Annotated in this window: 14 protein-coding genes and 3 pseudogenes; 10 read left to right on the plus strand and 7 right to left on the minus strand. The window is 59.5% G+C overall.

The genetic code is table 11. The features are described 5' to 3' along the window. Positions 1-369 precede the first annotated feature (369 nt). Both EQV90_RS21235 and EQV90_RS21240 read left to right on the plus strand, forming a co-directional pair. Positions 370-525 (plus strand): annotated as a pseudogene (locus EQV90_RS21235) (site-specific integrase); the annotation flags it as partial. A 206-nt stretch (positions 526-731) separates the two neighbouring features. Further along, positions 732-1,148, plus strand: a complete 417-nt coding sequence (locus tag EQV90_RS21240; protein ID WP_003444702.1) for an Ivy family c-type lysozyme inhibitor — start codon at positions 732-734, stop codon at positions 1,146-1,148. A gap of 480 nt (positions 1,149-1,628) precedes the next feature. Here EQV90_RS21240 and EQV90_RS21245 read toward each other — a convergent pair whose 3' ends face one another. The 3 genes and pseudogenes from EQV90_RS21245 to mhpT form a co-directional block, all read right to left on the minus strand. Beyond that, positions 1,629-2,090, minus strand: a complete 462-nt coding sequence (locus EQV90_RS21245) for a hypothetical protein (protein WP_240878643.1) — start codon at positions 2,088-2,090, stop codon at positions 1,629-1,631. 110 nt (positions 2,091-2,200) lie between these two features. After that, positions 2,201-2,477 (minus strand): annotated as a pseudogene (locus EQV90_RS21250) (integrase core domain-containing protein); the annotation flags it as partial. 83 nt (positions 2,478-2,560) lie between these two features. After that, positions 2,561-3,772 carry a 3-(3-hydroxy-phenyl)propionate transporter MhpT gene (gene mhpT, locus EQV90_RS21255; protein WP_240878644.1) on the minus strand — a complete coding sequence of 404 codons (1,212 nt, stop codon included), beginning with the start codon at positions 3,770-3,772 and terminating at the stop codon, positions 2,561-2,563. 329 nt (positions 3,773-4,101) lie between these two features. Here mhpT and EQV90_RS21260 point away from each other — a divergent pair, with 329 nt between their 5' ends. Then, entirely contained in the window at positions 4,102-5,424 is a 1,323-nt protein-coding gene (locus EQV90_RS21260; RefSeq protein ID WP_240878645.1) for an OprD family porin, read from the plus strand. Between the two features lie 59 nt (positions 5,425-5,483). On the opposite strand, the gene EQV90_RS21265 is transcribed toward EQV90_RS21260, so the two are convergent. Further along, positions 5,484-5,969, minus strand: coding sequence for a MarR family transcriptional regulator (locus EQV90_RS21265; RefSeq protein ID WP_240878646.1), 486 nt, complete (start codon positions 5,967-5,969; stop codon positions 5,484-5,486). A 214-nt stretch (positions 5,970-6,183) separates the two neighbouring features. On the opposite strand from EQV90_RS21265, the gene EQV90_RS21270 reads away from it, so the two are divergent. The 5 genes from EQV90_RS21270 to EQV90_RS21290 all read left to right on the plus strand — a co-directional run bounded on the left by EQV90_RS21270 (position 6,184) and on the right by EQV90_RS21290 (position 13,669). Next, a complete protein-coding gene (locus EQV90_RS21270; RefSeq protein ID WP_003444693.1) occupies positions 6,184-7,014 on the plus strand; it encodes a p-hydroxycinnamoyl CoA hydratase/lyase in 831 nt (276 codons plus the stop codon). 109 nt (positions 7,015-7,123) lie between these two features. Next, positions 7,124-8,572, plus strand: a complete 1,449-nt coding sequence (locus EQV90_RS21275; RefSeq protein ID WP_240878647.1) for an aldehyde dehydrogenase — start codon at positions 7,124-7,126, stop codon at positions 8,570-8,572. Positions 8,573-8,731: 159 nt separating this feature from the next. Beyond that, the gene (locus EQV90_RS21280; protein WP_003444689.1) at positions 8,732-10,615 is read left to right on the plus strand and encodes a feruloyl-CoA synthase; all 1,884 of its coding nucleotides are present in this window, start codon (positions 8,732-8,734) and stop codon (positions 10,613-10,615) included. Further along, entirely contained in the window at positions 10,612-11,853 is a 1,242-nt protein-coding gene (locus EQV90_RS21285; RefSeq protein ID WP_003444688.1) for a thiolase family protein, read from the plus strand. The genes EQV90_RS21280 and EQV90_RS21285 overlap by 4 nt, the downstream gene beginning before the upstream one ends. 61 nt (positions 11,854-11,914) lie before the next feature. Continuing rightward, the gene (locus EQV90_RS21290) at positions 11,915-13,669 is read left to right on the plus strand and encodes an acyl-CoA dehydrogenase (protein WP_003444685.1); all 1,755 of its coding nucleotides are present in this window, start codon (positions 11,915-11,917) and stop codon (positions 13,667-13,669) included. A gap of 79 nt (positions 13,670-13,748) precedes the next feature. Here EQV90_RS21290 and EQV90_RS21295 read toward each other — a convergent pair whose 3' ends face one another. Beyond that, positions 13,749-15,350, minus strand: coding sequence for an ABC transporter substrate-binding protein (locus EQV90_RS21295; protein WP_003444683.1), 1,602 nt, complete (start codon positions 15,348-15,350; stop codon positions 13,749-13,751). 263 nt (positions 15,351-15,613) lie between these two features. Next, positions 15,614-16,180, minus strand: coding sequence for an XRE family transcriptional regulator (locus EQV90_RS21300; RefSeq protein WP_003444682.1), 567 nt, complete (start codon positions 16,178-16,180; stop codon positions 15,614-15,616). Between the two features lie 159 nt (positions 16,181-16,339). Here EQV90_RS21300 and EQV90_RS21305 point away from each other — a divergent pair, with 159 nt between their 5' ends. Then, positions 16,340-17,557: a Xaa-Pro peptidase family protein gene (locus tag EQV90_RS21305; RefSeq protein ID WP_240878648.1), complete on the plus strand. Its 1,218-nt coding sequence runs from the start codon at positions 16,340-16,342 to the stop codon at positions 17,555-17,557. Between the two features lie 257 nt (positions 17,558-17,814). Here the strand turns inward: EQV90_RS21305 and EQV90_RS21310 are convergent, their stop codons facing one another. Continuing rightward, entirely contained in the window at positions 17,815-18,306 is a 492-nt protein-coding gene (locus EQV90_RS21310) for a GNAT family N-acetyltransferase (RefSeq protein ID WP_240878649.1), read from the minus strand. A 54-nt stretch (positions 18,307-18,360) separates the two neighbouring features. On the opposite strand from EQV90_RS21310, the pseudogene EQV90_RS21750 reads away from it, so the two are divergent. Further along, positions 18,361-18,447: pseudogene (locus EQV90_RS21750) on the plus strand (hypothetical protein); the annotation flags it as partial. Positions 18,448-18,787: the final 340 nt, after the last annotated feature.

Here is an 18,787-nt window from a genome sequence, read left to right on the forward strand (position 1 = left end):
TCTTTTCGGTCACTTGTTTGACCGCCTGGATTTTGAATTCTTCGGGATATCGCTGGTTGCTCATGGCACCTCCTAATGGGCCTCATTTTAAGGCTTGGAGGTGTCTACGAAACTAGGGGCGATTCAAGCGTCCGCAAAAAAGAAGAGTCTGTCATACCTGATAAAAATCAGGAATGAACGACCTCGAGTTCCATAAGTACAACTGGGTGCCTATTTTTGGTCGTTCGCTGCCGCTTATGTAAACGGTCTTTCTTTCGCGAATGGTCGTTCAAGGATGGGATGGTGGTACAAAATTTATACAGGGATTAGATTGGAGCCAGATAATGTTTACAGGTGCTCTGAGTTTTAAAACCTTCGCGCAGCAAAATCATGGGCACTGTCACCGTTCGCAAGCGCAGGGATGGATCGACGGGTTACACCGCGCAGATCCGCATCATGCAAAAGGGTGTGACAGTTTATCAGGAAAGCCAGACGTTCCACCGCAAGGCGACCGCGCAGGCCTGGATCAAAGGTGTCGAAACTGAAATGTCAGTTTGGCTGGACGAGGTAAACATTTTGCTGCCGGGTTATGAACACGCAGCACGGATTATTCCTCGGCCGTGATCAACCTCTCTGATCTAGAATGGTTGCTGCGGCGGATTATCGAAACTTCTCAGGCGAGGCTGAGTCCGACGTATTGAGCTCCGCATCGCGTGATGCGCTCACCAAGTTGCTTACAGGGAGTTATTGAAATGAAAAAAACACGCCTCTCAATCCTGACTGGATCTTGCATGATGTTGATCGCGGCTGGAGCTTCAGCGGAGCAGTATCTGCCCGAGTTAGCCAGCAAGAGTCCGTACAAAAAAGCCTATGCCGAGATGCTTAGCTTTCCGAGCTGGGTCAGCAAAGCTCAGGGCGTCGCGTCGCCGGTTGAGAAGGTTTCGGCTGAAGGAAAAAGCTTCACCGTGGGGCATATGTGCAAGCCACACGACTGTGCAGACAATCAGCTCAGTGTTGTTTTTAGTGCCGATGGAACAAAGTCCTGGGGGCTTCTCGCTACGCGTTCAGAGGATGGGAAGGCCTTCAACAAACAGCTGCTGGGCAACCCTGACAGCGTGATCGAGGGACTTCTGAACAAATCCTTCTCTGATAACAATCCAGAAGACTAACCCGTGGAGCCAGATTTGGCGGTGTTGTAATACTGGCATGAGCTTCTAGGCGGCTTAATTGGCGACTTCTTTACTGACTTGGCCATGACCGATCCTTTCTTTACTTCTGCTGGCGGGCAATGTTTGTCGTTTGCATTGCTGGACGCGGGCTATGCGGCGCATGTAGTGCTGCCTTAGCTCGCTTTGGGTAGTGGATGCTGTGGACGGCGATGATCCGTTCGAAGGCCCTGGCGCCGATTGCTAGCTTGCCGCAGCACTGCCGGCGGCTGCCGCATTATCCACGCCGATATTGGTACGACCCCCGGTGCTTGAGCTTGCAGGTAATGGATCGGGCAATTGTTTAGCGAGACTTTGAATCCCATGGGGTAACTAACCCGTCTTCGACAGTGATACGCAAAACGTAGCGGTTTATACCGTTGCGCTGGTATTACCCAATGTCCCCATTATTGGTTTTGAGCGACTTATGGTTTTTGGTCACTTCTATCCGCGCTTCAGAGAAATCATCGCATCCACGAAACGCTCAGCTTTCTTCTGCGTATCTACAAGTGAGCTGTTCATGACGCTCCCGCCAGTACTCCGGGTTTGCACAACCCATCGACCGCGTTTCGAGTAGAGGGCCACGCTGCCGATTGAGTTGTAGTAAATACGAGTCTGAACGGCTTTTGATGATGTTCTTGAATTGCCTGCGGCTATCGCTCCGCCACCCAGAGGGACTGCGCTGGCAAAGCCGCTGGTGGTCGAGAGTATGCCGCTGCCATAACCAATGTACTCATCAGTAAACACGACCTGCTCCGGCCTGGTCTTGAGAGGTTGCTCCATAAGTACCTGCTCAATTACCGAACGCGCCTGTTCCGGGCTGATCCTGGACGGAGTGTACTCAACGATTTTTGACACGCACCCTGTAAGAAGAAGTACTAGTGCAGCTATTGCGAAGGTTCTCATCACAGGCTCCGTTATTGTTGGCGGGGCATTCTGCCATGACAGCGTTGCTGATGCTAAAGACCCGCCAAATATTTAAGGGAGCGACATGGGGATTTTGACAGGTGCAGTGGTCAACTAACTCCGGGCACGACTTTAGTTTTTCTCGGCCTCCGCGGGCGTTAGCCCGCCATTGAATTGATGAGGCCGTATCCAGTTGTAGCGATGCATCAAGTAATGGCTGATGCCCCGTTGAGCCTGCTGAGCCGACATATGACCTACTGGAGGTATCCACTCGGTTTTCAAGCTACGAAATACAGGCTCCATCGGCGAGTTGTCTTAGCAATTGCCCCTGCGACTCATGCTCTGGCTGATGCGGCACCGCCAAAGGTGCTGGCAAAAGTGGCGACTTGCTCAAGAGCGCGGTAGCCTTTTTTAGTATCGATTTTTAGCGTTTGAAAGCAGGCCCCCGGAAGGGCTGCTTTCGATCAGCTTCAGCAGGCTGCCTTCACCTGTGCTTTGTCGCTCGATCGGGAGCGGGCGATAACGGTGAGGATCGATAGGGCAGCGATCACCAGCCCGGGTGAGGTTGCCAGTAGCACGCCGCTGGTGCCGGCTCCGGCGGCAAGGATCTGCCCGGCGGCCAGGGGGCCCGCCACTGAGCCCAGGCGACCGATTGCCACTGCCGCGCCGACGCCGGTGGCGCGCACTGCGGTCGGGTAGGACTGTGGCGCCAGGGCGTAGAGCACCAGTTGAGCAGCCATGACAAACAGCCCGGCGGCAAACCCGGCAATCGACATGGGTACGATACCGATCGACAAGCCGACTCCGGCCAGCGCCACCAGTAACCCGGCATACACGAACAGCACCACTTTGAATTTGTTGCAACGATCCAGCAGCAGGCCACCGAGCAGCGAACCGAGGGCGCCGCCAATGTTGAACAGCATCTGCACCATGCCCGCCTGAGATTTGCTGAAGCCCTGTTCCAGCAGTAATGACGGCAGCCAGTTGAGCAGCATGTACATCACAGTCAGGGTGAAGAAGTAGCTCAGCCACAAGGCCAGGGTGTTGCGTGCGCGGCCTTCACCGAACAGTGCCTGGGTAGTGGATGGTCGCAGGTTGTCCGTTGCTGAGTGTTGTTTGCGGAAGGCAGTGGATTCGGGCAGCAGCAGGGCCATCAGCGGCACGACCAACAAGGGCGCCAGGCCGCCGATGATAAAGGTGGTTTGCCAGTGCTCACTGGAGAACATTGCCACCGCCGCCGCAAGTGCCCCGCCCAAAGGCACGCCGCAGTACATGAAACTGATGGCGGTGCCGCGATTGCGTTCACTCACGGCCTCGGCGCACAGGGCGATCAGGTTAGGCAGGGCGGCGCCCAGGCCGGTCATGAAGCGCACCAGCAACAGGCTGGAGTAGCTCTCCACATAGGCTGTGCACAGGGAAAACAGGCCAAACAGCAGCACGGCAGTGATGAGGATTTTCTTGCGCCCGATGCGATCGGCGATCCAACCGCCAAAAAATGCCCCGGGCAACAGGCCGAGGATCCCGGCGCTGAACACCCACCCCAGCATTTTCGGGTCCAGAGCAAAACTCTGACGCAGCCCGGCGGCAGCAGTGCCGGCGGCTTGCAGATCGAAACCCTCGATCAGCGCAACGATAAAGCACAAAGCGATTGTCAGCGTCGAATGACGTGATGGAGTGTCCATGGGTGAACCTCATTGTTGTTTTTATTGTGGAGTCGAGCCGTTCCGTCGTGGTGGGCACGCTGAAGAGGGCGGCTGCGATTAAGATAACAAATATAACTAAAAAATGAAGCTGGCCCTTGGTAACGCAAGAAATCAAAAATAAACCTTATAAAACAATAACTAAGCGTCTTGTTTCATATGTGTCATAGAAATAGATAATAATATTAATGTTCGATTATCGGTCACTGGTGATTGACGATTGCCTTCGACTGTTTCCATTCTCTGTCCGCGAATCCGGTTGTACTGCGCGCACCGGTAGCTAAAACAACAATAAAAAATGGACATCGAACATGCCAAAAATCCCTACGAACGCCGTTGCGGCGGCGTCAGCCGCCTGTGTGTCCAGCATCTACCCAAGGTTATTGGTGATGCTGCTAGGCTTGAGCGGTGTGCCCACCCAGCTTCGGGCCGAGGGCTTTATTGACGACGCCCATGGCATCTTGACCCTGCGCAATTACTACCTGGACCGTGAATACCAGGATGGCGGGGCCAAGACCGCTGCCAAGGAGTGGGCCCAGGGTTTCATCATGAACATGGAGTCGGGGTTTACCGAGGGTCCGCTGGGTTTTGGACTGGACGTCCGGGGGCTATTGGGCGTCAAGCTCGATTCCGCGCCGGATCGCAGCGGCACCGAACTGTTGCCGGTGTCGGCCGGCGACAAGCGTGCGGCGGATGATTACTCGCGCCTGGCACCGACGGCCAAATTGCGATTTGCCAAAACCACACTGAAATCCGGGGATGTGTCGATTTTCCTGCCGTTCGCCTTTGCCAGCCCCTCGCGACTGCTACCCCAAACCTTTCGCGGCAGCACCATCAGTTCCAGAGACATCGACGGCCTGACCCTGAACACTGGCTACATCGATCGCATCAACAAGCGCGATTCCACGGACTATCAGGCCATGACCATCGCCTCGCCGAACGGGCGTTTCAACGGCGCCGCCACCACTTCACACATGGCCTACCTGGGAGGCGATTACCAGGTCAACCAGGATCTCAGTCTGCGCGCTTACCATGCCGAGGTGGCCGACCTGTACCAACAGGACACCCTGGCGCTGCTGCATAACCTGCCGCTGGGTGACGGTGTGCTCACCAGCGACCTGCGCAGTTTTTTCAGCCGCGAAGCTGGCAGTGCCAAGGCCGGCGCAGTGGACAACCGCAACCTCTCGGCACTGTTCAGCTACCGTTTCGGCGGGCACCGCCTGGGCCTGGGTTACATGCATTCCAGTGGAGACACGGCAACCCCTTATATCAGCGGCACCGAATTGATGGGCATGAGCGAACTGACCATGAGTTCAGACTTTCTCAGTGCCAAGGAGCGCACCTGGCAAGCCATCTATGACTATGACTTCGTCGCGTCCGGGGTGCCCGGTCTGAAGGGGCGGTTGCGTTATGTGCGCGGCGACAATATCGAGCTGGCAGCCTTCAACGCTGAAGACCGCAAAGAGCGTGAGTTCCAGATGGAGCTGGGCTATGTGGTGCAGAGCGGCCCGCTGAAAGACGTCGGGCTGTTGGCGCGCAAGTCGATCTACCGCAATGACTTCCCGGGCGGCGCGGCATTTCGCGATGAAAACCAGACCCGGTTTCTGGTGGTCTATACCTTGCAGATCTGGTAACCCCGAGTCCCTCAGCATTTTCCGCCGGCCGCCCATTTGCGGCGTGCCGGCGTCTGTGTTCAGTCCTGATAGACCTTCTTCAACAAGCGCAGCAGCTCTTCGCGTTCCTCGCCATCGAGCGCCGCGGTGGCGTCAAGGTCGCTTTGCACGGCGATCTGCTTGAGTTCCTTGAGCAGGGTCTCGCCGGTCTTGCTGAGGAAGATCCCGTAAGAGCGTTTGTCCGGTTTGCAGCGCACCCGTACCGCCAGCGCGCGACTTTCCAGTTTGTTGAGCAGGGGCACCACCTGGGGCGGCTCGATGGCCAGTGCCCGAGCCAGGTCGGCCTGCATCAATCCGGGGTTCTGGTCGATGATCGCCAGGGCCGAGAATTGCGCGGGTCGCAGGTCATGGGCCGAAAGGCGACCAATCAGGTTCTGGAATAATTTCAGCTGGGCGCGGCGCATGGCGTAGCCGATCAGGTCGTCCAGTGCCGAGTCCAGTGCGGTTTGCATCTGGGGCGGCGGCGGGGACTCGCTTGGGGCTGCGGGGGGTGAAGGCTTGGCCATTGCGGGTGAGTCCTGAAAAAGTGGAGGTTAACAAGGCTATCTATTTTGCCGGGGTTGGCCAGTGATAGCTATGGTCAATGTTGTTTTAAGGTGCTACGGCAGGTTCTTTCAGCGGGATAGAAAAATGGTTAATTTTATTAATGGTTAATTGACATAACTAAATTTCTGCTTTAATTTCTAGCTATCTTCAAGCCAAGAACAAGAGTGCATCATCATGAGCAACTACGAAGGTCGCTGGACAACGGTCAAAGTCGAGATTGAGGAGGGCATTGCCTGGGTCATCCTCAATCGCCCTGAAAAACGCAACGCGATGAGCCCGACCCTGAACCGGGAAATGATCGATGTGCTGGAAACCCTGGAACAGGACCCGGCCGCTGGCGTGCTGGTGCTGACCGGCGCCGGCGAGGCCTGGACTGCGGGCATGGACCTCAAGGAGTACTTCCGCGAAGTGGACGCCGGCCCGGAGATACTTCAGGAAAAAATCCGTCGCGAAGCGTCGCAATGGCAATGGAAACTGCTGCGCATGTACGCCAAGCCGACCATTGCCATGGTCAACGGCTGGTGCTTTGGTGGTGGCTTCAGTCCGTTGGTGGCCTGCGACCTGGCGATCTGCGCCGACGAAGCGACCTTCGGCCTTTCGGAAATCAACTGGGGCATCCCGCCGGGCAACCTGGTGAGCAAAGCCATGGCCGACACCGTGGGCCATCGTCAATCGCTGTACTACATCATGACCGGCAAGACCTTTGGTGGGCAGAAAGCCGCCGAGATGGGGCTGGTCAACGAAAGCGTGCCCCTGGCGCAACTGCGTGAAGTCACGGTAGAGCTGGCGCGTAACCTGCTGGAGAAAAACCCGGTGGTTCTGCGTGCGGCCAAGCATGGCTTCAAACGCTGTCGCGAACTGACGTGGGAACAGAACGAAGATTACCTCTACGCCAAGCTCGATCAGTCACGTCTGCTCGACACCGAAGGCGGCCGTGAGCAGGGCATGAAACAATTCCTCGACGACAAGAGCATCAAGCCTGGGCTGCAAACCTACAAACGCTGAGACACGGCGGCGAGTTACCGGGCGCATCCCGCTGCTGGCGGTAGCGCCCGGGTGCTGGGTCTAGATCGCTCAAATGCATTCCCGATAAAGACAATAAAGAGGAATCACCATGCTGGACGTGCCCCTGTTGATTGGCGGCCAGTCGTGCCCCGCCCGCGACGGTCGAACCTTCGAACGCCGTAACCCGGTGACTGGCGAGTTGGTGTCGCGGGTTGCTGCCGCCACCCTGGAAGATGCCGACGCCGCAGTGGCCGCGGCCCAGAAGGCGTTCCCCGAGTGGGCTGCACTGGCACCCAATGAGCGTCGCTCCCGTTTGCTCAAGGCGGCCGAGCAATTGCAAGCGTGCAGCGCCGAGTTCATCGCGGCTGCCGGCGAGACCGGGGCCATGGCCAACTGGTACGGTTTCAACGTGAAGCTGGCGGCCAATATGCTGCGTGAGGCGGCGTCGATGACCACCCAGATCACCGGCGAAGTCATCCCCTCGGATGTGCCTGGCAGTTTCGCCATGGCCCTGCGCCAGCCTTGCGGCGTGGTGCTGGGCATCGCTCCCTGGAACGCCCCGGTCATTCTTGGTACCCGCGCCATCGCCATGCCATTGGCCTGTGGCAACACCGTGGTGCTCAAGGTCTCAGAACTGAGCCCGGCAGCACACCGCTTGATCGGTCAGGTATTGCAAGACGCAGGCTTGGGCGATGGGGTGGTCAATGTCATCAGCAACGCTCCGGCGGATGCGGCGGCGATTGTCGAGCGGTTGATCGCCAACCCGGCTGTGCGACGGGTCAACTTCACCGGCTCGACCCATGTCGGGCGCATTGTCGGTGAACTCGCGGCGCGCCACCTCAAACCCGCTTTGCTGGAACTGGGCGGCAAGGCGCCGTTTTTGGTGCTCGATGACGCTGACCTGGATGCGGCGGTGGAGGCAGCTGCCTTTGGCGCCTACTTCAATCAGGGGCAGATCTGCATGTCCACCGAGCGTCTGATCGTCGACGCCAAAGTCGCTGATGCGTTCGTCGCCAAGCTGGCGGCCAAGGTTGCAACCCTGAGGGCCGGTGATCCAGCGGCCACGGATTCAGTACTCGGCTCACTGGTGGATGCCGGTGCCGGGACGCGCATCAAGGCGTTGATCGATGATGCCGTGGCCAAGGGCGCGCGGCTGGTGGTCGGCGGGCAACTGGACGGCAGCATTTTACAGCCGACCCTGCTCGACGGCGTCAATGAGAGCATGCGTCTGTACCGCGAGGAATCCTTCGGCCCAGTGGCCGTGTTGCTGCGCGGTGACGGCGATGAAGCGCTGCTGCGCCTGGCCAACGACTCCGAGTTCGGTTTGTCGGCGGCGATATTCAGTCGCGACACCGGGCGTGCCCTGGCGTTGGCGCAACGGGTCGAGTCGGGGATCTGTCATATCAATGGCCCGACCGTGCACGACGAGGCGCATATGCCCTTCGGCGGGGTCAAGTCGAGCGGTTACGGCAGTTTTGGCGGCAAAGCGTCGATCGAGCATTTTACCCAACTGCGTTGGGTTACCTTGCAGAATGGACCGCGGCACTACCCGATCTGAACAGGCGTCGCCACGTCGGGCGTCGACTTCCCTGGAAGCGCAGCGCCCGCGTGCAAGGCAGAAATAACAATAACAAGGTTGCGGCCAACGGCTGCCACGCTATCCGCGAGTCATCTGTGTGTGGCTTGGTTTCAGCGTGCCTTGATGGAGAGCAAGCACGTGAGTTCCGAATTCAGATCGCAATCCAATGACCAAGCCGGTGCACCGCGCTATCGCCATGTGTCCATTGGCTGTTCGGCGGTCGAGGTCACAGAACAGCAGGGCGTATTGCACATGCGCTCCCTGGAACCGTTGGCCGAGTTGCCCAAGCGGCTGCTCGATCGGCTGGTGCACTGGGCCCAAGAGCGTCCCGAGCAGACCTTTATCGCCGCCCGTCAGGCCAGCGGTGATTGGCGCCGGATCAGTTACGCCCAGATGCTCGACAGTGTCCGGGCCATCGCTCAAAGCCTGTTGAGCTACGGCCTGTCGGCAGACAAGCCTCTGGTGCTGCTCTCGGGCAATGACCTCGAACATTTGCAGGTCGCCTTCGGCGCCATGTACGCGGGCATCCCTTACTGCCCGGTGTCGCCGGCCTATTCGCTGCTGTCCCAGGACTTTGCCAAGCTGCGCCACGTTTGCGACCTGCTGCAACCGGGCCTGGTGTTCGTCAGTGATGCCACCGCCTACCAGCGCGCCATCGATGCCGTGATACCAACCGATACGCCAATGATTTCGGTGCGTGGCCAGGTTGCGGGGCGCCGCCAGGCGAGCTTCGCCAGCCTGCTTGAGCAGCCGGGTGGTGCCGAGGCCGAAGCCGCGTTTGCCAGCACGGGCCCGGACAGCGTTGCCAAGTTTCTTTTCACCTCCGGTTCCACTCGTTTACCCAAAGCGGTGATCACGACCCAACGCATGCTCTGCGCCAACCAGCAGATGCTGTTGCAGACCTTCCCGGTGTTCGGCGAAGAGCCGCCCGTGCTGGTGGACTGGTTGCCGTGGAACCACACCTTTGGTGGCAGCCACAACATTGGCATCGTGCTCTACAACGGCGGCAGTTTTTACCTGGACGACGGCAAACCCACGGCGCAGGGTTTCGCGCAAACGCTGCGTAACCTCAAGGAATTGTCGCCCACCGCTTACCTGACGGTGCCCAAGGGCTGGGAAGAACTGGTCACGGCGCTGGAACAGGATGCGCAACTGCGGGAATGTTTTTTCAAACGCATCAGTCTGTTTTTCTTCGCCGCCGCTGGTTTGTCGCAAAGCGTCTGGGACCGTCTGGACCGGGTTGCCGAACAGCACTGTGGCGAACGTATCCGGATGATGGCCGGGCTGGGCATGACCGAGGCCGCGCCATCCTGCACCTTTACCACCGGGCCGTTGTCCATGGCCGGTTACATAGGCCTGCCGGCGCCGGGTTGCGAGGTGCGTCTGGTGCCTGCGGACGGCAAACTGGAAGGGCGCTTCCGTGGCCCGCACATCATGCCCGGTTACTGGCGCTCACCGCAGCAGACCGCCGAGGTGTTCGATGATCAGGGCTATTACTGTTCCGGTGATGCACTCAAACTCGCCGACCCCCGCGATCCGCAATTGGGGCTGATGTTTGACGGGCGCATCGCCGAAGATTTCAAACTGTCCTCCGGGGTCTTTGTCAGCGTCGGGCCTCTGCGCAGTCGCGCCGTGCTCGAAGGTTCGCCCTATGTCCAGGACTTGGTAGTGACCGCGCCGGATCGTGAATGCCTGGGGGCGCTGGTATTCCCGAGAATGTATGAATGCCGACAGCTGTCGGGGCTTTCGGCCAGTGCCAGCGACACCGAGGTGCTGGCCAGCGCGCCAGTGCGCGAATGGTTCGCCGACTGGTTGCAGCGACTCAATCGCGAAGCCAGCGGCAATGCCAGTCGCCTTGAATGGATCGCATTGCTCGACGAACCGGCGTCCATCGACCGCGGTGAAATTACGGACAAAGGTTCGATCAATCAGCGAGCGGTGTTGCAGTGGCGTGCCGATCAGGTCGAGGCCCTGTATCGCGGGATCGATCCGGCGATTCTACGCGCGGGGGCCAGGCTGTGAGCGCTGGCGGTCAGTACTCGGTTTTCACCGACGCTGCCATCATCGATGCGCTGCGTACACCCTGGGTCGATTTCAATGGTGCGCTGGCCGAAGTGTCGCCGATCGACCTGGGAATCAAGGTCGGGCGCGAAGTGTTGGCCCGCGCAGGGGTCGATCCGCAAGGGGTGGACAGCGTACTGGCGGGCTCCATGGCCCAGGCCAGTTTCGATGCTTACCTGCTGCCACGGCATATCGGCCTCTACAGCGGCGTGCCTCAATCGGTACCGGCATTGGGGGTGCAGCGCATCTGCGCCACCGGTTTCGAACTTCTGCACCAGGCTGCCAGGCAGTTGGATGACGGCGTGCAACTGGCGCTGTGCGTAGCGGCCGAATCCATGTCGCGCAATCCGATTGCGGCGTACACCCATCGTGGCGGTTTTCGCCTCGGTGCCAGCGTGCAGTTCAAGGATTTTCTCTGGGAAGCACTGTTTGATCCTGCCCCCGGGCTGGACATGATCGCCACGGCCGACAATCTGGCGCGGCGTTATGGCCTGAGCCGTGAAACTGTGGATGCTTACGCCTGCGACAGCCATCGGCGGGCGCTGGCGGCGCAGCAAACGGGCTGGCTGGCGCCGGAGATCGTGGCCGTAGGTCATCAGACTTTCGACCTGGACGGTTACCAGCCGCGCGGCATCACCCTGCCACGTGGGGTCGATACTGTGAGTGAAGACAGCCATCCACGGCCTGCTGAGCTGGCGGCCTTGGCCCGACTGCGTGCGGTGCACCAAGGCGGGGTGCAGACCGCCGGCAACAGCTGTGCGGTGGTCGATGGCGCGGCGGCGGCGCTTGTCGCCCGCACTTCGGCCTGCCGGGATACGCCATTGGCCCTGCTGCGGGCCAGCGCTGTGGTCGGGGTGGCGCCTGAGTTCATGGGTATAGGTCCGGCACCGGCGATCCGTCTGCTGTTGCAACGCAGCGGTCTGGAGCTGAATCAAATTGGCCGTTACGAAATCAACGAAGCCCAGGCTGCCCAAGTGCTGGCCGTGGCACAGGAATTGGAACTGGACCACTCGCGTCTCAACGTTCAGGGCGGTTCGCTGGCTCTGGGTCACCCGCTGGCTGCCAGTGGTTTGCGCCTGGTGCTGACCTTGGCCCGTCAGCTGCGCGAGCACAACCTGCGCTACGGGATTGCAGCGGCCTGTGTCGGCGGCGGGCAGGGCATGGCCTTGTTGATCGAGAACCCGGGCTGGTGCGCCTGAGGTTTTAGCCACCCGCCCGCAGCGGCGGGTGTGACTTGTTTTCTACCGGATGAGGTTTGCCATGTGGAGCTATCAGGCGCCCTTGCGCGATATGCAATTTGTTCTTGAACACTGGCTGCAGGCGCCCGAGGCCTGGCGTCGCAGCCCGGTGTTCGAGGCGCTGGATTTACCGCTGGCCGTACAGGTACTCAAAGAAGCCGGGCGCTTCAGCAGTGGCGTATTGGCGCCGTTGAACAGCCGTGGCGATCGCCAGGGTTGCCACTTGAGCGAAGGCCGGGTCACCACCCCGGACGGATTTTGCGACGCGTATCGGGCCTATGTTGAGGGTGGTTGGCCGGCCTTGGCTTGCGCCGAAGCGCTGGGCGGGCAGGGTTTGCCGCAAGTGCTCGACGCGGCGCTGCAAGAGATGCTTTACGCCAGTAACCACGCTTGGGCCATGTACACCGGCATCGCCCACGGCGCCTATCTGTGTTTGAAAACCCACGGTGCCCCGTGGTTGCAGGAGCGCTATCTTCGCGCAATCATCAGCGGCGAAAGCTTGCCCACCATGTGCCTGACCGAGCCCCAGGCGGGGAGTGATGTCGGCCTGCTACGCTGTCGCGCAGAGCCTCGGGGCGACGGGAGTTACCGGCTTGATGGCAACAAGTTGTTGATCTCGGGCGGCGAGCACGACCTCACCAGCAACATCCTGCATCTGGTGCTGGCTCGCGTACCGGGAGCACCAGCCGGCAGCCACGGAATTTCGTTGTTCCTGGTGCCGAAGTTGCTGGATGGCGGCCAGGCCAACGGCGTGTTCTGCGATGGCATCGAGCACAAGATGGGGATCAAGGGCAGCGCTACTTGTTCACTGGTGTTCGATGCCGCCCAGGGTTGGTTGATTGGTGAGGTCAATCGCGGGCTGAAGGCGATGTTCGTGATGATGAATTCGGCACGTCTGCATGTTGGCCTGCAAGGCCTGGGGCACTGCGAAGCGGCTTGGCAGAACGCCCGCAGCTATGGCGCCGAACGCCAGCAGATGCGCGCACCGTCAAGGCCGGCCGGGGTGGTGGCGCAGGCTGTCGACCCGATCAATTACCATCCGGCAATACGTCGCATCCTGCTTGAATTGCGCGCCACCAGCGAAGGCCTGCGCGCTATCGGTTATTGGGTCGCGTATCTGTTGGACCAGGCGGAACATGAGCCTGAGCCAAGGGCGCGGCAACAAGCCGGACAACTGGCGCAGTTGCTGACGCCGATCATCAAGGCGTTTTTCACCGAGCAGGGGTTTCGCCAGGCCAGCAACGCCTTGCAGGTGTTTGGCGGGTACGGCTACATCGCCGAATTTGCCATCGAACAAACCCTGCGCGACAGTCGCATCGCCATGATCTATGAAGGCAGTAACGAGATACAGGCCAACGACCTGCTCCTGCGTAAGGTGCTGGGGGATCAGGGTCAGGCTTTTGAACTGTTGTTGGCGCAGTTGCGCGAAGAGTCCAGGCTTGGCGCCGATATACCAGAGTGCGCAGGCTTTGCTGAACAGCTGGCGAGCCTGTGCAGCACCCTTGAAGTGCTGGTAAGCGAGGTGCGTGAGCTGTCACTCGAGGATGCAGAGTACCCGTATCGAGCTGCCGGAGACTTCCTCCAGCTTTGCGGCCTGATCCTGCTTGCGCTGGCCTGGGGCCGGGCGGCACGGGTCTCGCGACAACTTGCCGAAGATGACCCGCTCCGCGCCGCCAAGCTGGAAACCGCCGGGTTCTTTTTCAGCTACCTGTTGCCCCAGGCCGAGCAGCGTGTGGCCGCAGTGCGTGGGGCGCGGGCAGCGTTGGCGTTTATCTGAGGTTCAGTCAAAGTCGCGGATGACAAAGTCCTCGCCGGTGCGAGGACGGTGAAGGGGCCGCCTGGTCGGCCCCGGTCATTCACTGTTGGTTGGACACGCCGTAGAAGCTGCTGAGTCCGAAGGGGCTGATCAGGAAGTCCTTCACACTGGTGCGCATCGGCTGGTAGACCGTGGAGTGGGCGATCGGGGTGATAGGCACCTGTGATTTCAGGAGATGCTGTGCTTCTTTGTACAGCGCGGTGCGCTTTTCCACATCGGAGGTGGCCTCGGCGGCCTTCACCAGTTTTTCGTAGTCCTCATTGCACCACTTGGAGAAGTTGTTGCCGTTGACCGAGTTGCAGCTGTACAGGGTGCCCAGCCAGTTGTCCGGGTCACCGTTGTCGCCAGTAAAGCCGATCAGCATGACGTCGTGCTCGCCGGCGTGGGCGCGCTTGATGTACTCGCCCCATTCGTAGCTGACGATGTTGGCCTTGATGCCAATTCTGGCCCAGTCGGCCTGCAGCATTTCGGCCATCAGCTTGGCGTTGGGGTTGTAGGGGCGTTGCACCGGCATGGCCCAGAGGGTGATTTCTGTGCCTTCTTTCACACCTGCCGCCTGCAGCAGCTCCCTGGCCTTCTGCGGGTTGTGGGCGACGTCCTTGATGGTCTCGTCGTAGGACCACTGGGTCGGCGGCAGCCCGTTGACGGCCAGTTGGCCGGCACCCTGGTAAACAGCGTCGATGATGGCTTGCTTGTTTACCGCCATGTCCAGCGCCTGGCGTACTTCGAGTTTGTCGAACGGCTTGCGGGTGAAGTTGTAGGCAATGTAGCCAAGGTTGAAGCCTGGTTGACTGGGCATCTGCAGGTTCTGGTCTTGCTGCAGCGGCTTGATATCGGCCGGGCGCGGGTAGGCAGTGATCTGGCATTCGTTCTTTTTCAGTTTTTGCATGCGCACCGAGGGGTCGGTGGTGATGGCGAAGATCAGATTGTCGATCTTCACGTCTTCAGGCTTCCAGTAATTCTGGTTGCCCTTGTAGCGAATCTGCGCGTCTTTCTGGTACTTGCTGAACACGAACGGGCCAGTGCCGATCGGCTTTTGGTTGATGTCCTTGGCCTTGCCTTGCTTGAGCAACTGGTCGGCGTATTCGGCCGACTGGATCGAGGCGAAACTCATGGCCATGTTCTGAATGAAGGCTGCGTTCACAGTACTGAGGGTGAACTTGACGGTATGGTCGTCGACTTTTTCGACCCCGGTGATGTTTTCGTTCATCCCCATGTCCGTGAAGTAGGGGAATTCGGTGGGGTAGGCCTTGCGGAAAGGCATGTCCTTGTCGAGCATGCGGTTGAAGGTGAACAGCACGTCGTCGGCGTTGAAGTCGCGGGTCGGCTTGAAGTAGTCGGTGGTGTGGAACTTGACCCCGTCCCGCAGGTGGAAGGTGTAGGTCAGGCCATCGGGAGAAACGTCCCAGCGGGTTGCCAGGCCGGGGACGACCTTGGTGCCGCCACGCTCGAACTGCGCCAGCCGGTTGAAGACGGTTTCGGCTGAGGCGTCGAAGTCGGTCCCCGTGGTGTATTGGCCCGGGTCGAAGCCGGCCGGGCTGCCTTCGGAGCAGAACACCAGGTTGCTGGCGGCATGGGTCAAGCCGCAGCCGAGGATCAGGCCGGCGGCGATCATGGTCTTGAGCGTGGTCTTTTTGCGCATGCGAACCTCATTGTTGTTATTTTGAGGGCGGCAGATCAGGTAGCCCGTTTCTGGGGGATGCACCTGATCCTGCGGCTTTACGGGCTGTGGGCTGCCCGTCATTTTTGAACAGGCAGCCGAAGGCAGGTGTCCTGGCTCGGGCGGTAGCGCTGAAGGGGGGGGAGGGATACTCGCGCCGCCAGCGGCCGAGAAAAAATTTAAGTTAATCTAAAATTAATTTCAACTTAAATTAAGTGGTACTTACTTTTTGTAAGTGTGCCCGATCAGGCTGCGGGGTGATCGTCGAGTAACCCGCCCATGGTGGTGACGACCAGCACTTCGGCAACATCGTCGCCCGCATTGGCAATGGAATGCGGCCTGGTGGAGTCGAAATGTATCGACCCGCCCGGGCCAAGCGGGTATTTGTGGCCATCTATGGCGTAGACGATTTGCCCGCAGAGCACATAGGTAAACTCTGCGCCTTCGTGGCAAATGAGCTCGGACTGGTAGCCCACTGCCATAGTCATCTTCATCGCGTTGATCAGGTTGCCGGGGAAGTTGCTGGACAGGCGCTCGTAGACCAGCGGCTGGCTACCGATGCTATAGCGTACGCGCTGGCCCTGGTGGGAGTCGGGCTGGGGCTGGGCGGGCTGGTCGAACAGGGTGTTGAGCGCAACGCCCAGGGATTTTGCGATTCGCGCCAGCGAGGAGATGGACACGCCAGTGAGGTTACGTTCCGCCTGGGACAAGAAGCTGGCTGTCAGGCCTGACTCAGTGGCCACTTGTTTCAGGGTCTTGTTGGCGGCGCGGCGGTAGCGGCGCAGCCGTTCACCGATCTGTTCTACGGTCATTGGCGTGGCTCGTATTTTGAAAGGCGCCAGTATAACGGGCGGGGCACTGGAAAAACGTTTTTCGCCTTACTGGAATTAAGCACCACTAAAAATATGGATTGACGGTTTTTTAAGTCAGGCTTAAATTTCGCCCACTGCAGCATAATTCGGGAGAACGAGATGACAGTGGGTGTAGGTGGCAAAACTCCGGAACAGGCGCTGGCCGGCCTGGCGCAGATGACCGAGGGCATGAAGCCTGTCGGCCTCGACGAATACCAGTCGCGCATTGCCAAGGCCCAGGGCCTGATGCGAGAGCAGGGTATCGCCGCCCTCTACCTGAACGCTGGCAGTAACCTGTACTACTTCACCGGGGTGAAGTGGAGCCCGAGCGAACGCATGGTCGGTGCCGTGCTGCCCGCCAACGGAGCGCTGGCCTATATCGCTCCGGCATTCGAGGAGGGCACCATTCGCGACTTCCGCGAGGTGGACGGGTTTATTCATGGCTGGCAGGAGCACGAGAGTCCCTACCGCCTGCTGCTCGATATGCTCGCTGCAATGGGGGTCGCCGCCGATGCAGTGGTGGGCCTGTGCCCGTCCCTGGCATTTTTCATGTTCGATGGCATCCGCCGCCTCGGATCGGACTTAAAGTTCGTCGACGCTTCTTGCGTGACGAACCTGTGTCGCTATCACAAGTCCGCTACCGAGCTGGCGCTGATGCAGCGTGCCAAAGACATGACCCTGGAAGTGCAAAAGGCTGCCGCCAGCATCCTGCGCGCAGGTATCAGTACCACCGAGGTTGCCGAGTTCATCCGTGAGGCGCACCGCAAGGTGGGCGCACCGGGTTCGACCTTCTGCATCGTGCTGTTCGGCGAGGCCAGTGCTTTCCCCCACGGCGTAAAGCACGCGCAGGTGCTCAAGGACGGCGACATGGTGCTGATAGACACGGGTTGCCTGCTCCACGGCTATCAGTCGGATATCACTCGCAGTTACGTGTTCGGCACCCCGAGCGACCGCCAGCGCGCCCTGTGGAACCTGGAAAAAACCGCCCAGCTGGCCGCCTTCGACGCTGCACGCCTGGGTGAACCCTGCCAGGTGGTGGATGCCGCCGCGCGTCTCGCCCTGGAAGCCGCCGGTCTCGGCCCGGACTACCAGTTACCCGGCTTGCCGCACCGCACCGGACATGGCATCGGCCTGGACATTCACGAAGGGCCTTACCTGGTGCGTGGTGACCTGACGCCGCTGGCCGAGGGCATGTGCTTCTCCAATGAGCCAATGATTTGCATCCCGGGCGAGTTCGGCATTCGCCTGGAAGATCATTTCTACATGACAGGCACTGGCCCGCGCTGGTTTACCCGGCCGAGCCATTCTGTAGACGACCCGTTCGGGCTTCAGGCCTGAGGGCAGGCCTTGCACCGGGGGGGGCTTTAGTTGGAAATGGGCGCTGTCATGAAGCGTGTCTGGCAAACCAGCCTGGCCCCCCTGAATCCCGACAACAAGGAGTAGCGGGCATGCAAAAGCAACGGATTTCACCCAGGGCAAGGGCTTGGCCACTGGCGACAAGCACTTCATTGTCCAGAACATTGACCCGCTCGGCACAGGGACGGAGGTGAGCGAGTTACGCCCGTATTCGAAGGATACGCCGCCCGACTCTGGCACTAGAGCTCCATGACCATCTCATGCCAGGACATTCCACCGTGGTTAGAAGGCGAGGGCTGAACGTAGCGATAGCCCATTCGCTCATACAGCCCCACATGGTGTTCCTTACACATCAGGTGGATGGTCTTCTTCTCCAGCGCTTTCATGCCTCGGACAAACTCGCGCATCAACAGTGTTGAGTAACCCTTACCCTGCTTTGCAGGATCAATCACCACTGACATGATCACCACGTTCGGCGCGTCGGCCGAATGACCCACCAGTTCCTTGAAGGCCTCATCGGACATCACCACATCGTGGGCGCAGCCGCTGTTGATAAAACCGACGACCTCACCAGCATCCTCCATAATCAAAAAGCCATGCGGATACTGGGTAATGCGTGTCGTGATCTTGTCCTGAGTAGCGGCTTCGTCGCCTTCGTATGCACAAGACTCGATTTGGTAGCAGCGGGCAGCGTCTGACAGTACGGCATTACGAAAGCTGAGCGTGGACATTTCAGTTCCTGAAGTTGGGTGGTCTTGAGGGAGACGGGAGACACTATGAAGTTCATGTACTCCGTTCTCCGCCGCCTTGATCTGAATCTTCTGCTTGTTTTCGACGCGATTTGTCGGCACCGCACCGTTCGAAGCTCCGCGCTACACGCTTGGCTTGTTATCAAATAAGCAGTATTCAAGCTCCACCGCGCACCTATGGGTGCGCAAGCAAATGCTAGCGACCTTGAGTGCGTTGTGACGCGAGCGGAGTAACCGCTTCTGGCCGATTTCTGCCGGCCAAGGACTTCCCGGTGCGCTGGTCAGATCCCATGCAAATAACTGGTCAAGTCGAATGTAAATAGGTGGTTAATTCCATGTGAACGAGCCCCATGAAAGACAGGACACCGTTCCCCCCTTAAGATAAGGGATAGGCAAACGGGTATGTTTATGACTAACAGCAACGATAAGGGTGGCGAGCTGCTCGGCCAGGAACGCCGACGCC

The sequence above is a fragment of the Pseudomonas sp. TMW22089 genome (assembly GCF_022496645.1).
Lineage (GTDB): Bacteria > Pseudomonadota > Gammaproteobacteria > Pseudomonadales > Pseudomonadaceae > Aquipseudomonas > Aquipseudomonas paraversuta.